Consider the following 15,685-nt stretch of genomic DNA (forward strand, 5'->3'; position numbering starts at 1 on the left):
ATGAGATTAGTCCTTGCAGGAACAGGAAGTGCAGTTGGGAAAACAACCATCTCAACAGGCATAATGAAGGCATTATCAACTGAGTACAAAGTACAGCCATTTAAGGTTGGCCCGGACTACATAGATCCAACCTACCACACCCTTGCAACAGGTAAAAGGTCCAGAAACCTTGATTCATTCTTCATGTCAGATGGTCAGATAAAAACAGCTTTTGAAGAAGGGTTGGGGCGATCTAAATCTGAATTTGGGATCATAGAGGGTGTAAGGGGACTTTATGAGGGTATGAGTGCTGTGGATGATGTTGGCAGCACGGCTTCCATTGCAAAAACCCTTAACGCTCCTGTTATTCTGATACTGAATGCTAGGAGTCTTGTTAGGAGTGCTGCAGCGGTTGTTCTTGGATTCAAAGCCCTGGATCCAGATATAAATGTTCAAGGTGTTATACTCAACCAGGTTAAGGGTAAAAACCACTACCTTAAGGCCAAGGAAGCCATTGAAACCCTCACAGAAACTCCAGTCATTGGGGGGATACCAAGGGATGATGAAATAAGTGTTGAATCCAGACATTTGGGCCTGGTGCCTGCAGTGGAACGTGAAAACATCCTCAGATCAATAGAACACTGGGGAGAAGTTATGGAGGAAAACATAGACCTCGATGCACTTGTTTCCATAATGAAGGATTCTTCTAAAATTCCAGAGGGCAGGGAAGAGCTCTGGCGAACTGAAAATAAGAGGAAGGTTAAAATTGGTGTTGCAATGGATGAAGTATTCACCTTCTACTACGCTGAAAACCTCGAGGCCCTGGAAGCCAACGGTGCGCAACTCGTGTACTTCAGCCCACTTCACGATGCGGAAGTTCCAGACGTTGATGCAATCTACATAGGTGGGGGCTACCCAGAAATATTCAAAAAAGAGCTTGAATCTAACCATTCAATGAGAACATCGGTTAAAAAGTTCTGCCAAGATGGAAGACCAGTTTACGCCGAATGCGGAGGACTCATGTACCTCACAAGATCCATAGACAAAAGTTCCATGTGTGGAGTTTTCCCATACCCATCTTACATGACTCCACGTGTTCAGGGGCTCAGCTACACCATCGCAGAGGCTACAAGGGACAGTCCAACCCTTAAAAAGGGCGAAATATTCAGGGGACATGAATTCCACTACTCGAAGGTGGATATCACAGATGGAAAACCGGAATTTGCCTTTAAAATGCACAGGGGCCGTGGAATCACAGGTTCAGAGGATGGGATGATGATCAAGAATACAGTTGCAAGCTACGTGCACACCCACGTTGCTGCATGTCAGGGATTTGCATCCAACTTAACCATATCTGCTCTGGAGTTTGAGGATGAATCCAAACAACTTTAAATGATTATGAATCCCCTAAACTTCGGATTTAAATCCCCAAATCATATCCATTTTTAAATCCCTTAAAAATATTTTTTATTTTTATAATTCTGTAAATAGTTTTTAATATAAAAAATAGATTTTAATAATGCTTTAAAATAGGAACAATCCTCTTTTTATCCTCCCTTTTTCACATAGTATAAAAACTTACCCCTAAAAAATTAAATCAAAAAATACTTATTTGATTATCGGGATAGCATCTTTGGTGATATAATGGTTGTGAAAATAGGAGTTATTAAATGCGGTAACATAGGTACCTCTCCTGTAATTGACTTAGTACTTGATGAGAGGGCAGACAGACCTAACATAGATGTAAGAACCGTGGGTTCCGGCGCAAAGATGAACCCAGAACAGATCGAAGACGCAGTACCAAAAATAGCTGACTTTGACCCAGAATTCGTTGTATTCATCAGCCCTAACCCTGGTGCTCCAGGCCCAGCTAAAGCAAGAGAATTACTCTCTGCAATGGACATCCCAGCAATCATAGTCGGTGACGCTCCAGGTATCAGAGCTAAAGACGAAATGGATGAACAGGGCCTCGGTTACATACTCGTGAAAGCTGACCCAATGATCGGTGCAAGGAGAGAGCTCCTCGACCCAACTGAAATGGCATCATTCAACTCCGACGTGCTAAAAGTACTCGCAGCAACAGGTGCATACAGGGTTGTTCAGAGCACACTCGATGCTGTAATAGCTGCAGCAGAAGCAGGTAACGACATAGAATTACCAAAAGTTGTCATCAGCGCTGAAAAAGCAGTTGACGCAGCTGGCTTCGCAAACCCATACGCAAAAGCAAAAGCACTTGCAGCATACACAATAGCTGAAAAAGTAGCTGACGTAGATGTTAAAGGATGCTTCATGACCAAAGAAGCTGAAAAATACATACCAATAGTTGCATCAGCTCACGAAATGCTCTCCGCAGCAGCAAAACTCGCTGTAGAAGCAAGGGAAATCGAAAAAGCAAATGACACTGTCTTAAGGACACCACACGGTGCACAGGGCCAGACAGTATCCAAAACAGCTTTAATGGACAAACCACAGTAAGTTTGTTCAACCAAGCGGTCCGAAAGGACTGCTTATTTTTTTGTTTTTAATTCTGCCAATTTGAACCACAATTAACATCATTTTTCTATTCTAATACGAACTCTTTTTACATATGGATTCTCATCAATTCGCAGCACTTTAATAAAATACATATGATTTAATATTAAAGTTAATGTAAATCAAGTGATTTTTATTGAATCAGGTGTAACGATGAAAAAAGAAACCAGTATGGCAAAGCTCATTGAAAGATTCTACGAAGCAGCTAGTATGCAGCGCTGGAACGACCACATACGCCCAGTAGAACTTACAGAACTGGACAAACAGGCCCATAAAATGGTCATAGCATATGTGATAGCTAAATTTGAGGAAAAGGATAGGGATGCAGATGTGGACTGGAAAAAACTCATAGAAGGGGGCATATTTGAGTTTCTCCACAGGACCGTGCTCACTGATCTCAAACCCCCTGTCTTCCACAAGATGATGGATGAGAAGGAGGAAGACCTGAACAAACACGTCTTAAAGCAGCTTGAAGAAGATTTCAAGGGAATTAACAGGGAATTTAGGGAAAACTTTGAGAGCTACTTCTTCGAACCAAGCTATGCCAAGTTTGAGAAGAGGATACTTCAGGCAGCACATTACCTTGCAACCAACTGGGAGTTCAAGATAATATACCACACCGCACCCTTCATATATGGGATAGAAGAGACAAGAGCTGCAATAGAGAATCAGATCGAGGATCACTACGATCTCATTGGGGTTCAGAAGCTGTCCCTCGAGAAGAAATCCTATGGATTCGTGGATCTCTGCGGCCAGCTCAGATTCCAGGAGAGATGGGCCCATTCTCCCAGAATTCCAAAAACCTCAGTTCTGGGTCACATGTACATCGTGGCAATAAATGCCTACCTTTTCTCCCTCGAGAATGGAGCATGTCCCAAAAGGCTTTACAACAACTTCTTCGCAGGACTCTTCCATGATCTGCCTGAAGTAATGACCAAGGACATAATATCTCCAGTAAAACGTTCAGTAGAAGGTTTGGAAGATATAATAAAGGAATATGAGGAGAATCAGATGAACACGAAGCTTTTACCATTACTGCCACACTCCTGGAGACGTGAGATGCGTTACTTCACTGAAAATGAATTTGAGAACAAGGTCAAGATCAAGGGAGAATTACTGAAAGGGATTGATTTCAGGGAATTGAACACTAAATACAATTCTGATGAGTTCAGTCCAGTTGATGGAAAACTCATAAAGGCCTGTGATAAACTGGCAGCATTCATTGAAGCCGATCTATCCATAAAACATAGTATAACCTCAAAGCATCTTGAAGAAGGAAGAAAAAATATCTATGACGATTTTAAATCTAAAAAGGTCTCTGGAACAGATTTTGGACTGATATTTGACCACTTCAAGAGAAAATCCTTTAAAATTGATTTTTAATCTTTTAATAGAAAAAAATAAAAAATATTTTTTTTATTTGTTTTGTTGTTTGTATTAGGATCTAACTGTAAGATCTTTGGATGGGAATTAAAGGGTTTTTAAAGCATCCTCCACAAATTCAACCTCTCGTATTTCAATTTTGTTGTAGATTGAAAATCCAACATCCCTCAAATACCTTTCCACAGCCTTATGACTGGGTGCTTCCATTACGTATATTATTAAATGTTCCAGTTGAGAAAAAACTGCTGTTAAAATGTTGATCTGATGTTCTAGAGCTGCTTCTTTCCTTTTACTGGAAAGTTCTTTAAGTTTCTTCTTGGTACCCTCGTTGTATACAGGGCATGATTCAACAGAATGCATCATATGAACAGTAAAGATTGGCACGTCTTCACCTCCTTCTACTTGTATCACAACTCAAATCCAAAAATCAATCACTCCCATAATTTTCAGGCCTGTTTGACCCTAAAAATATACTCACGAGAGCAGAACTGCCTTTGCAATTCATCAAACCATCCACCTTACAGAAATGACTTGTTACTTTCTATGTTGAAATAAAAATAAATAAGTTATTACCAAATAAGCATGTTCAAATTACCAATTTTTTTCTAAAAATCCATTATAACAAATCAGATTTTAACTACTAAAAAAAAATATTTAATGGATTTACATTACTCATTAAGGAAAAATCCTTTAAAATAGCATTTTAAATACATTTGTGGATAGAATTAATGGATGAAGTAACCAAAAGATTCAATACTTCAAGGTGTTCTTCAACCAAACAACCTTCCTCTGCCCACCAGCCAGATCGTCAGGGCTGACAGCGAAGCAGTTCTCAAGAATCTCCAGTTTACCAAGCATTTTACCGATTTTACGGGTTGAACGCGGATTTGAATGGGTGGGGATAATGATCTGGGGCTTAAGCTCCTCAATAACGTTGAAACCCTTCTCTGAATAGAACATTCCTGAGAATGGATTGGAAAACTGCATGAATGCAACATCGATCCTTCCAAGGGACTCCAGCTGTTTCACTGTGAGGTGGTCCTGCCCTATATCGCCCATATGTGCAATGCGCAGTCCATCAACCTCGAACACGTAGATAACATTTGAAGGAGATTTAACGCTGATGTGACTGCCACGGTGGGATGATCCTACACTGTATATATGCACATCTGCCACATCAAAACTTTCCACCCTGGAGATGGACTTTCTGCAGTTGTGTCTGTCAAGGAAATCCGGGTCGATGTGGTCTGAATGTGGATGTGTCACAGTTATAACGTCTGGCCTCAGGTCCAGCTCATCTTCTGTTGGCATTGCTGTTGGATCAGCCACTATCACAGTTCCATCCCTTGATGTGATGATGTAAGAGTTTGAAGGAGTGAAACTGGACTTACTAACGGTTTGGATGAGAGTTTTACCAGTATCGTTCCTCAATTTAGGCATTATCCTGGCCTTTGGAGGCTCAAAAATTGAAAATATGGGTTTGAAGATGGGATTCATAAAATTCCCCAATCCATGGTTTATGGTTTTAAGAGTCCTGAAACTTTTTTGCAAAGGTTTCAACCATCTCAGTGTAAGCACCTGACTTCAGATCCTTACTTGCGATCTTCATTTGGCCCAGAAATTCCATTCCCCTTTCTGAAAGGGCTTCCCTTATCTGCATGGTAGCTTTTTGATTCCCATTACCTCCCATGGTCACGAAGGCCCCTAATTTTTTACCTTTAACGTTTTGAAGTTCATCAAGGTACTGGTTGAGTCCTGCAGGTGATTTTCCAGCCCATATAGGACAGCAAACCACCAGTGCATCGTAATCATGAAGGTCAGTTGTGCATGGTTTGATTGCTGCACGTTGCTCTCTCAAAGCACCCCAACCCTTTAAAAGGTAAAATCTATCTTTTACAGGTTCTATTTTTGTTAAATCTGCGCTTAAACTTTCTTTAAGCTCCTTGGCAACCTTCAAGGTGTTGCCACTGTAGGAGTAACATGCGATTAAGACTTTCAATTTCAATTCATCTCCTTTTTAACGATCCAAATCATTCAATTAACGATCAATTTTCTATGTAGTTGCTGGTATTTATAATTCCGAGCAAGCAATTACTTCAACTATTAGAATGCAGTATGACTTCCACTGAAACTTATTTTTCCTCCTTTTCATCCATCCTTTGGAGTATATTCCTCAGAAGTTCCTTTATCTCCTCATCATCAGCTTTTCTTTCGCCCCGAAATTTTGTGGTCAGTTCTTTAAGCTGTTCAGCTTCTTTATCCCTTTCTTCCCTGAGCTGATGGAATATCACGCTTGCGACGGATGCTGTTGCGTAACTTGCAAATCCAACACCCGTGAGCATGGCTATGCTGCCTATTATTCTGCCTATTCCGGTTACGGGGACTATGTCACCATATCCAGTTGTTGTCATGCTTGCCATCATGAACCATAGAGCACCCTCAAATCCATTTAAGTTCGGGTTCACTCCATTCTCTACTAAGAAGAAAGCTATAGAACCAAGAAAGTATACAGAGGTGACTATGATTATTCCATAACCAAGTCCAGTTTCCTTTGAGAATTTAAGGAATTTACTACCTATTTTATTAATGGTTCTTACCATGGAGTAAATCTTAACTATGTTGAAGACTGGCAGAACATACACGACAATGTAAAGTCCTTGAAAAGCCCAAAGTATGAATAAAACAGGAAAAGAGGTTAAAAGCAATATCCAATTTTCCTTTAAAAATGCCCTTTTATCTGCAAAGTTATTTAAACTTATTAAAAATACTAAAAATGTCAATGCAGAAACCAGTAGGTCGAACCTCAGTATTAAATGCGTTGTACTGCTTTTAAGGCTGAAAAAGGTTAATGCAAGGAGCATTATAATGTCAACGACTATAAGAATTATTAAAAGGGTTATTATAACTTGAAACAATTTACTGAGGTTTGTTTTCAAAGCACCATTCATTTGCATAACCTTTTAATGAGTTAAAATTGTTCGATCAAATTCAAACCTAAGTTAAGACCTAAAGCACTCCCTTGGTGCTGGGTATGGTATCATGTTCCACACGTGATGCATCACTTAAAGCCCGTGCAAATGCCTTGAAAAGTGCTTCTATCTGGTGATGATCGTTTTCTCCTTCTACCCTGGCGTTGATGTTTATCCTGGCAGAGTTTGCAAAGGACTCGAAGAAGTGTTCAACGTTTTCAGTGCTTAAATCACCCACTTTGGATTTTTTGAACTTGAAATTCATTACAGAGTAACTCCTGCCACTTACATCCACGGCCACAGTTGCAAGGGCATCGTCCATTGGCACGATTGCATGGGACATTCTTTTAATACCTCTCTTATCACCAATTGCCTCTTTGAACACATCTCCAAGGAGTATCCCCACGTCCTCAACTGTGTGGTGATCATCAACTCCAGTGTCTCCCTCTGCTTTAACTTCAAGGTCGAAAAAGCTGTGCCTTGCAAAGGAGTTCAGCATGTGGTCGAAAAATTCAATTCCAGTACTCACATCTGATCTTCCATTTCCATCCAGGTTTAAAGAGATTTTTACATCAGTTTCAGAGGTTTTTCTCATTAGTTCCTTCTTTCTCATCTTCTTCCCTATCCCTTATTACTTGTATTGCCTTCGTTGGGCACACACCTGCGCATATGGTGCAGACGTGGCAGAATCTTAAGTTCGATGCTTCAGCCTTTTTGTCAGGACCTATGTTCCAGATTTTAAATCCTTTAGGACACATTTCCCTGCACTTACCGCATCCAGTACATTTGTCTTTGTCCACAACTACCTTCATTTTCGGGCCCCACAATAGTGAATTATAACTTATAACTTTTAAGTTATAACTTTCTTTTTTTTCCTATGTTCTCTCACATTAAATCCATATACAGTTTGTTTGGTCTTCAAATGATTTTAACGCGGTTTTAATTATAACTTATAAGTTATAACTTTTACCTTATAACTTATACTTCATAGCTTTATCACAGGTACTGAAGTGGCCTTAAATCCTATGAAAATATTGCTACCTAAATTTAAACCCAGTTTATCACGAGAATATTCTGTGATATCTGCAAATAAACTTATATCCTCATCTATGTTTATTTTAACCCTCACCATCTCATTTTGGAATCCCATTTCTATTATCTTACCTTCAAATATGTTTCTAACACTGGATTCATGGGGTTCAAGCATTACAAATATTTCTTCGGGGCTTATTAGAAGCAGAACTTCGTCTCCAATATTCAGATCTTCGATTATTGGGAGAATAACAATTTTTTTGTACAGGGATATCTTCATGATCCTGTTATCTGAATCTATCTCTGCAACCTTCCCCTCAACCTCGTTCACATCGGAATGTTTCTTAAGGATGATGCTGAATTTGGTGTACTCTCTTATGATCATTTTACCCACCTTTGTGAGTTGACTGCTACCTCCGCCTCCTTTTCCGCCTCGTTTACTTGCAACAACCGATTCTCCAACTTCTTTTTCAAGATTTTCTATATATTTAAGGGCAGTACGGTATGGAATGCCTATTTCTTTCGCTGATTTGGTTATGGAACCATACTCTTGGGTACCTTTTAAAAGCATGAACCTTTTGTAATCCAATGCAATGGATTTATTCCCTATTTTCAACAGGTATTCTTGGCCTTCAATTGAATCAGTCATAAGACACACTCCACTAACTCTTGATTAATTATGGCATGAATTATTCTATAAACTTAACTAATTTTTAGTGCGTTCCTTTTAAAACTCAAAACTGTGAGTTTTATCACTATCCTTAAGCAATTTAAACCAACAATTGTTTTTTATAAAAATGCATCTAACTCGAAATGGTTTAAAATTAACTTCAGAGTTTCAGTGCTCGGTTATTATTGTAATTATTAATAACATTTCTTATATCAAATTATTGATTAAAAATGGGTTGATAGTAAAAAGAAGTATTTAATTTTAGGATTCTATTGGCTTGTTTTTAATTTTGAACTATTTGTAGACATCAAGAAAGTCTGAAAAGTGTTTCACAGTTTTTCTAAGGCTTCTCCAACCTTCTTCATCATCCTTAACTCCCTGGAGACTGTCCTGGGACCAGAAGTTTGCGCCTATGTTTGCGCCGAAGGAACCTCCACCAACAGGTATGGCACCACTCAGAATGTAATATGTGATTATCTGTTGCATTGCAAGTTCCTGACCTCCAGATCTATCTCCACCCACTGTTATTCCCATACCAACCTTGTAGCGAAGGTAATCAACATCTTCAGCCCCAAGGGCCCGGCACCGGTCCATAACAGTTTTCAGCTGGGCACTCAACCCACCGTTGTAAATTGGAGTGGCCATTATAAGACCATCTGCCTCCTTTATTAGGGGGTAAACCTCGTACATGTCATCCTTCACAACACACTCCTTGTTCCGGATGCAGTAATCGCAGTGTCTGCATGGACTCAGGTTTTTCCCCCGAACACCAAAAAATTCCGTTTCAAACCCCTTTTCTTCCATCATAGTCAGGGCTTCCCTTAAAACATAGTCAGTTGACTGTTTCCTTGGACTTCCGCATATTCCCAGTACCAACATTTTAGTGACTCCATATTGTGATTGGAATTACATAATACCTATTAAGGTATTGATATGGGAGTCATTATGGATATTTTTAGTGATAGTTATATTAAAAAACCAATCATTACGAGTGATAATGTTATACATCCTATGGTGGAACTGGACTCTGGGTGCATGGAAACAACATAACACTCGCAGGTCTTGATGTTTATGATAACGGCGGAATTGGAATAGCAATTAGTGGTAACAATCCAACTGTCACTAATAACACCGTAGCAGGTAATTATGGTAACGGAATCTGCGTGACTGGTGATGGTGCAACAATCACAGGGAACACTGTACTTTACAATGTGGGTTCGGGAATAATCGTCAACGGAGCCAATAGTAACGTCACAGGCAACGATGTGGACTACAATGGACATGCTGGAATACTGGTCAATGGAGAAGTCATTGGAAATGGAACATATAATGGGTTACTTGTTTCAGGCCCTGCTTTACTTGGTTTACTCTCTCAATATGGTACTATTAATCTTGGAGAAGGTGTTCCAGTAACGATTGATTCTGTTTTAGCTGCTGCTGATGGTGTTATTGACGCGTTTGTAGCTGACTTTGCGGCTATTGAGTTAACTGTGAGTAGGGCAGGAGTTGTTGGTTTAGCTGTTGCTGTGGCTCTGGTTGGCGTATATTTAACAGTGAAATATCCTAATGAATATCCTCAAACAGTTTACACGCTAGAAGGTACCTTAATTTCTCCAGAATTACTTCCCCTAACAATTTATACTCTTCAATCAGTTTTACATGGTGATGGAAACCCATTAACACCAGAAAGACTCCAAGAAGATTATTGGAAAGGAGTTAATCTGATAATTGAAATATCTGATTCTGAAGATTATAAAGATATAAGAAAAGAAATAAAAGAAAAAGCTGAAAAAGGAGATTTCAATGGTGTACAAGATATAATTGATAATGTAGCAGGGTTAGGTGGAATCCCTGGCGATCCTCGGACTAATGACGACTATAAAAATTGGGGTGAAAAGATTCATGAAGATTGGGATGAATTTGTCAATGCTTTAAAAAGAGGAGACGTGGGTAGTGCAGCTGAAAACGGTCTAATTTTAAGTATTGAAACCGGTACATATCCATTAGCCGTTACAGGTGAAGTGATAGTTGATTATTACAATAAAATGACTGGTAGAACTTAAAAACCACGAATAATGCAGTGAAATAATAGTTAAGGCGGTATTTGATTGATGTTCTTTAAAAAAGAGAAGAATAAAAACTTTTTGCTTCAGAAAGGGGTAAATCTGGCTTCTAAAGGTGAAGATGTGGATGCCATTAAATTTTATGATAAAGTTCTAGATTTGGATTCAGATCATTTTTTGGCTTTGTATAATAAGGGTATTTCCTTGGGAAGGATTGGAAAATATGATGAAGAGTTAAATTGTTTACAAAAAGCATTGAATATTAATCCTGAAGATGTGGATGCATGGAATGATAAAGCCTTTGCACTGGGAAAGCTTGGAAGATATGAAGAACAATTAGAATCTTTGAATATTGCTTTGAAGTTGGATTCAAAACATTTTAAAGCATTATTTAATAAGGGTATTTTTTTTATGGGCTTTGAAAAATATTTGGAAGCACTTAAATGTTTTGATGAAGCTTTAGAAGTAAATCCAATGTATGTAGATGCATGGTATAATAAAGGCCTCATATTTCAGAGACTTGGTAAAGATAAAGAATCACTTAAGTATTATGATAAAACTTTAGAATTAGATCCTCAATACTTTAATGCTTTAGTTAATAAAGGTGTTGCACTTGGAAAACTTAAAAGATACTCTGAAGAGCTGGAATGCCTAAATAGGGCATTAAAATTAAATCCTAAAAATATTCAGGCTAGATTTAATCAAGCTATTACTTTTATGGAACTTGAAAAATATGATGATGCGCTGAATTCTTTCGCGGAAATTTTAAATCTGGATCTTAATAATGCAAATGTGTGGTATAACAAAGGCATTATCTATGAAAAACGTGGAGATAATGAAAAAGCGTTAGAATGCTTTAAAAAGGCTTTAAAACTTGAAAGTAATAAAAATTATTAAGAACCTCAAGAAGTTTTAAAAAACTTCTAAATTTTTAAATCAGTGAAAAATTTAGCAATTTATAACTGATTACTTTACATATTATTCTTTTTAAGTTAAATAATAACTTTTAATACTTGAATATAATATTATTTTAAGGTGGTTATGATGGTATTTGGCGATTTTAAGAAGAGAAAGTTATTTAAAAAGGCTGATGATTGTGAAGATCAGGGTAATTATCAAGAAGCTTTAGCACTTCTTAATGAGATTATAGAGATGGATCCTCATTATTTCAAAGCATTAAGTCTTAAAGGGATTGTTCTTAAAAAGCTTGGAAAATATGAAGAGTCTATTGTTTGTTATGATAAAGCTTTGGAGTTAGATTCAAGTTTGCCCGAAGTATGGTACAATAAAGGGAATGCTCTTATTGATCTTGATAGAAATGACCAAGCCCTTTCTTGTTATAATAAGGCTTTAGATTTAAATCCCAGTTTTTCCCGGGCCTGGTATAATAAGGGGAATGCTCTTAGAAAATTGGGTAACTTCAACGAAGCAATTGATTGTTTTGATAAGGCGGTTGAGTTAGATGATAAATTCGAAAATGCTCTTTATAATAAAGCCGTAATTTTAAAGGTTTTGAAAAAGTATGAAGAAGCGTTGGGGTGTTATAATCGCGTTTTAGAGTTGAATCCTGAAAATTCAAGTGTATGGAACAATATGGGATCGATTTATGGGACTCTCAATAAAAATAAAAAAGCGTTAGATTGCTTTAATAAGGTTTTAGAGCTGGATCCTAATGAGACTCGTTCGTGGTATGGTAAAGGGGCTGTTTTTATACAGTTAGGAGAACATGAAAAAGCTTTAAACTGTCTGAATAAAGCCTTAGAAGTGGATCCAGATTTTGAACCTGCAAGAAAACTTAAAGAAAAACTGGCACAAGGCGAATTTAGTTAGGCATTATTATTTCAAGGGTTTTTCCTGAAAGTTATCAACATATTTTTTTTTGCAGATGATTTTTTTTCATTGAAAAGCGGTTAGTTGTGTTTAATCCCCATTCTTTCTTGCTAAGATAAGTAATAATTTTAATTTGAAAACTATGTTAAAAAGGATAATAATGTGGAGTTATTGGTTCACATATTCCCAGTATCATCGATAACTCTCCAAATTTTAGTTATGCTTCATTTCATAAGTTATCCTAGATATTAACTATGATGGTTCTTGTTGATATTATTTTCAGGATAACTGCAGAAAAGATTTTTTTTTGTTCGATAACTCAATTCATATAATTATAAAAAAATTTAAAACCAATCATTAATAAAAATTATAACAGGATTAAGAGTTTGTTAGGGGAATAAGGAGGTTGAGATATGCAGAAAATGATCAGTGCAATAATTCTCATTATTCTTGGTTTAATTGTAATGGCCGTCCCTATTTTAGGAATTCTCCCTGTAGCATTAATAACAGGATTTTTAGTCCTGATTTTAGGTATAGGACTGCTTTTAGGTGGAATAATCGAATTGGGTGAAAGTGCAGGCCTGGGGGTTCTGGAGATCTTACTGGGTGTAATAGCCCTGATTCTTGGCCTTGGCTTCATATTCAGCCCGGCCCTGTTCGCTTCAGTGGCAGGCTTTTTAATTTATATAGTTGGTCTGTTCCTGATCATTGCAGGGTTAATGGGTATAATCTCAAAAGAAGGCAACAGCAGAGCTAATGGAATCGTAGCAATTATACTCGGTTTGCTGTTGCTGTTTTTAGGTTCCAACCCAATATATTTAGGAGTACTAATTGGTTTATGGCTTTTGATCATGGGAATATTGATGTTGTTCCAGAAGGATTAAAATATAAAACCCCAACAAACTCTTTTTTTTCTTTTAAATTGCTATGAATTTCCAAAAAATAAAAATAAGTGATTTTAATTATTCGCACACGACTGCAGTTCCTGTGGCAGTTACAATGAGTGCACTGCCCTGCAACCCTCCCATGGACACGTAGTCAATCAAAACATCCGTAACGGTGTTTGCTCCAATTGACCTGGCTTCATCCAGCATCCTGGATATTGCCAATTTTTTAGCCTCTCCTAACTCCATGCCCTCCAACTGTACTGGCTCTACTATACTTGAAATCTTTGAAATCAACTTTTCTGATTCTTTTTCAGGGGCTACGGCTTCCCCACCCACCAAACCCACATATCTATTTATTTTCCTTCCTTCTAAATCTGGAACAGATAGTAGTGGGTTGTCCAGTTCATCGAGGAAGGGTTCATCGGCAGATGGTACCCCAATTTTCTCCCCTTCAACGTCCTGTGGTTTTCTACCTAACCTGGAGGGAAGTTCCACAACCCTTCTGAATGTGTCCATAACAACTACAAAAAGAATGTAATTTACCAGTATGGGGAATGCAGCCTGAATGGTCAGTATTATAGCAATTAATGTAATAAAACTGAGTGTAACAGGTTCTTTTGGATAATACCAACCTGGTAGGAACCAGCCATAGATGTTGATGAGTAAGAATGTTAACAGGGCGCTGATAGCACCTGTGCTTCTACCATACTTTTTACGGGCTATGAAGGTTTCAACAAATCCTGCAAGCAGTGGGGACACTATGTACATGATGTTGAATCCAAAGATAACCAAATGCAATGCCACACAGAGGAAGGCAGACACGAATCCCACTAAAAATCCAAGGCCTATGGCTGCCAATGCCCATCGTTTTTCCATGAGATGGTTTTTCTTAGAATCGGTCAAAATATTCACCTTTCAGGGTTTAAATCAACTATTCCTTGAGTGAAACTGCAGTTCCAGACATTGTTACCATTATGGTGTTCCCCATGGTACCCCCAAGGTTGTGGTAGGCCACACGGGTTCCTATTATGGCGTTGGCACCCTTTTGTGCTGCTTTTTTTTCCATGACTTCTAGAGCTAACTTCCTGGCATTTTTAAGTTCTTCTTCATATTTGGATGTTCTTCCACCTACAACATCCCTCACCCCTGAAAACATATCCTTGTAGAGATTTGCTCCAAGGAGGGAGTCTCCAGTTACTAAACCATAATATTCTTCTATTTCTTTCCCTTCAATGGTTGGTGTGGTTACTATCAGCATCAAATTTCCCCCTGCAACACACTATTTCTTATATGTATGTCCCTTGAATTTCATCCATTTTGTGGATACCCTAATCTCTTAGAATGGCTGTTAGTTTGTCATTTTCTTCTTCATACCATATTTATATTCCGGGTTATGCTCTTTTAAAATGATGGGGACTAGCTTCCATAACTCTTCCAAGCTCATATTTTTCAAGTCTTTCATCTGCTCCACCTACAAATTGGAATTTGATAGATTCACATTTTGCTGAGAAGGTGAATAACTAAATATCAAAGATATTCAGAGTACTTTAGCAATCAACTGAACAAGATTAAAGTACTTTCCACCCTCAGCCTCCATCATTTTTATATCATTTGCAACTACAGGATGATATCCAGTTAGCCATTCGCTCCACGCCTGCTTGCAGCAAGCCATTTCACGACAGTCGATGATTTCAATACCCTTTTCTTGGCTCCATAAATCTTTCCACCAGTCAAGAGAGTGCAGGGTTCTTTCCACCTCGCTATTCCAAAACGGTTGCATTTCATCGGGAACATTTTTCCCAAATTCGTATTTCAATCCGGGAATAGCCACGGCGATATAGCCTCCCTTTTTCACAAACGGAATGAGCGACGGGAGCATTTCCGCCGTATCACCGAAATAATGGTAAGCGTCCACGGTAAACAATAGGTCAAAATATCCGTTTGCGAAAGGCAATCCTTTGGTTGCGTCCACTGAAATCGGAACGGCTTTATCGTCAATCCCAATAGATTTGAAACGCTCATAGTTTTCAGTCGGTGAAATCCACAGGTCAGCGGCGAAAACTTTTGCGCTGAATTTTTGTGTCAGCAAGAGCGTGGAAAGACCACACCCACAGCCGAGGTCAAGTATTTTCATATCGCTGTGAATTTCCAAATATGAAGCAAGTTCCTCAGATACTCTCAAGGCATTAGGCCCCATCATGGCAGCCTTCAAAAATTCCATGGTACTCTGACTGGAAATAAATTTGTTTGTAAATGTATACATGATATTCTTCCTTTCCGTTTTTAGCCTTACAGAAAGAAAACAAAAAAAGCACAGTATGCAACTGCGCTACAAACTAC

Annotated in this window: 17 protein-coding genes and 1 pseudogene; 7 read left to right on the forward strand and 11 right to left on the reverse strand. The window is 38.3% G+C overall.

Annotated elements, in window-relative coordinates; translation table 11 throughout:
• From cfbB to MCBB_RS00015, 3 genes are all read left to right on the forward strand, one after another.
• Complete coding sequence (gene cfbB, locus MCBB_RS00005) at positions 1-1,371, forward strand: Ni-sirohydrochlorin a,c-diamide synthase (protein WP_071905683.1); 1,371 nt, start codon at positions 1-3, stop codon at positions 1,369-1,371.
• A 252-nt stretch (positions 1,372-1,623) separates the two neighbouring features.
• Complete coding sequence (locus MCBB_RS00010; protein ID WP_071905684.1) at positions 1,624-2,454, forward strand: F420-dependent methylenetetrahydromethanopterin dehydrogenase; 831 nt, start codon at positions 1,624-1,626, stop codon at positions 2,452-2,454.
• 210 nt (positions 2,455-2,664) lie between these two features.
• Positions 2,665-3,894, forward strand: a complete 1,230-nt coding sequence (locus MCBB_RS00015) for an HD domain-containing protein (RefSeq protein WP_084789717.1) — start codon at positions 2,665-2,667, stop codon at positions 3,892-3,894.
• Positions 3,895-3,981: 87 nt separating this feature from the next.
• Here MCBB_RS00015 and MCBB_RS00020 read toward each other — a convergent pair whose 3' ends face one another.
• The 8 genes from MCBB_RS00020 to MCBB_RS00055 form a co-directional block, all read right to left on the reverse strand.
• The gene (locus tag MCBB_RS00020) at positions 3,982-4,305 is read right to left on the reverse strand and encodes a hypothetical protein (protein WP_145975972.1); all 324 of its coding nucleotides are present in this window, start codon (positions 4,303-4,305) and stop codon (positions 3,982-3,984) included.
• Positions 4,306-4,644: 339 nt separating this feature from the next.
• A complete protein-coding gene (locus MCBB_RS00025) occupies positions 4,645-5,391 on the reverse strand; it encodes an MBL fold metallo-hydrolase (protein WP_145975973.1) in 747 nt (248 codons plus the stop codon).
• Positions 5,392-5,419: 28 nt separating this feature from the next.
• On the reverse strand, positions 5,420-5,899 hold the full coding sequence (locus MCBB_RS00030) for a flavodoxin family protein (RefSeq protein WP_231916371.1): 480 nt from the start codon (positions 5,897-5,899) through the stop codon (positions 5,420-5,422).
• A gap of 127 nt (positions 5,900-6,026) precedes the next feature.
• Positions 6,027-6,842 carry a potassium channel family protein gene (locus MCBB_RS00035; protein ID WP_071905687.1) on the reverse strand — a complete coding sequence of 272 codons (816 nt, stop codon included), beginning with the start codon at positions 6,840-6,842 and terminating at the stop codon, positions 6,027-6,029.
• Positions 6,843-6,900: 58 nt separating this feature from the next.
• On the reverse strand, positions 6,901-7,476 hold the full coding sequence (gene hisB / locus MCBB_RS00040; RefSeq protein ID WP_071905688.1) for an imidazoleglycerol-phosphate dehydratase HisB: 576 nt from the start codon (positions 7,474-7,476) through the stop codon (positions 6,901-6,903).
• Positions 7,442-7,675 (reverse strand): 4Fe-4S binding protein, encoded by a 234-nt coding sequence (locus MCBB_RS00045; RefSeq protein WP_071905689.1) that lies wholly within the window; start codon positions 7,673-7,675, stop codon positions 7,442-7,444. The genes hisB and MCBB_RS00045 overlap by 35 nt, the downstream gene beginning before the upstream one ends.
• Positions 7,676-7,848: 173 nt before the next feature.
• The gene (locus tag MCBB_RS00050; RefSeq protein ID WP_071905690.1) at positions 7,849-8,544 is read right to left on the reverse strand and encodes a TOBE domain-containing protein; all 696 of its coding nucleotides are present in this window, start codon (positions 8,542-8,544) and stop codon (positions 7,849-7,851) included.
• A gap of 315 nt (positions 8,545-8,859) precedes the next feature.
• Complete coding sequence (locus MCBB_RS00055) at positions 8,860-9,444, reverse strand: flavodoxin family protein (RefSeq protein ID WP_071905691.1); 585 nt, start codon at positions 9,442-9,444, stop codon at positions 8,860-8,862.
• A gap of 146 nt (positions 9,445-9,590) precedes the next feature.
• Here MCBB_RS00055 and MCBB_RS00060 point away from each other — a divergent pair.
• From MCBB_RS00060 to MCBB_RS00075, 4 genes and pseudogenes are all read left to right on the forward strand, one after another.
• A pseudogene (locus MCBB_RS00060) lies at positions 9,591-10,628 on the forward strand (right-handed parallel beta-helix repeat-containing protein); the annotation flags it as partial.
• A gap of 48 nt (positions 10,629-10,676) precedes the next feature.
• A complete protein-coding gene (locus tag MCBB_RS00065; RefSeq protein WP_071905693.1) occupies positions 10,677-11,525 on the forward strand; it encodes a tetratricopeptide repeat protein in 849 nt (282 codons plus the stop codon).
• A gap of 147 nt (positions 11,526-11,672) precedes the next feature.
• Complete coding sequence (locus tag MCBB_RS00070; RefSeq protein WP_071905694.1) at positions 11,673-12,458, forward strand: tetratricopeptide repeat protein; 786 nt, start codon at positions 11,673-11,675, stop codon at positions 12,456-12,458.
• Positions 12,459-12,871: 413 nt separating this feature from the next.
• Entirely contained in the window at positions 12,872-13,342 is a 471-nt protein-coding gene (locus MCBB_RS00075; RefSeq protein ID WP_071905695.1) for a hypothetical protein, read from the forward strand.
• Between the two features lie 78 nt (positions 13,343-13,420).
• Here MCBB_RS00075 and MCBB_RS00080 read toward each other — a convergent pair whose 3' ends face one another.
• From MCBB_RS00080 to MCBB_RS00090, 3 genes are all read right to left on the reverse strand, one after another.
• Positions 13,421-14,248: a YbjQ family protein gene (locus tag MCBB_RS00080; RefSeq protein ID WP_231916372.1), complete on the reverse strand. Its 828-nt coding sequence runs from the start codon at positions 14,246-14,248 to the stop codon at positions 13,421-13,423.
• Positions 14,249-14,276: 28 nt separating this feature from the next.
• Positions 14,277-14,603 (reverse strand): YbjQ family protein, encoded by a 327-nt coding sequence (locus MCBB_RS00085; protein ID WP_071905696.1) that lies wholly within the window; start codon positions 14,601-14,603, stop codon positions 14,277-14,279.
• A gap of 279 nt (positions 14,604-14,882) precedes the next feature.
• Positions 14,883-15,608 carry an SAM-dependent methyltransferase gene (locus MCBB_RS00090; RefSeq protein ID WP_071905697.1) on the reverse strand — a complete coding sequence of 242 codons (726 nt, stop codon included), beginning with the start codon at positions 15,606-15,608 and terminating at the stop codon, positions 14,883-14,885.
• Between the last annotated feature and the right edge of the window lie 77 nt (positions 15,609-15,685).

Origin of the sequence: Methanobacterium congolense, from assembly GCF_900095295.1 — an archaeon.
GTDB lineage: Archaea > Methanobacteriota > Methanobacteria > Methanobacteriales > Methanobacteriaceae > Methanobacterium_C > Methanobacterium_C congolense.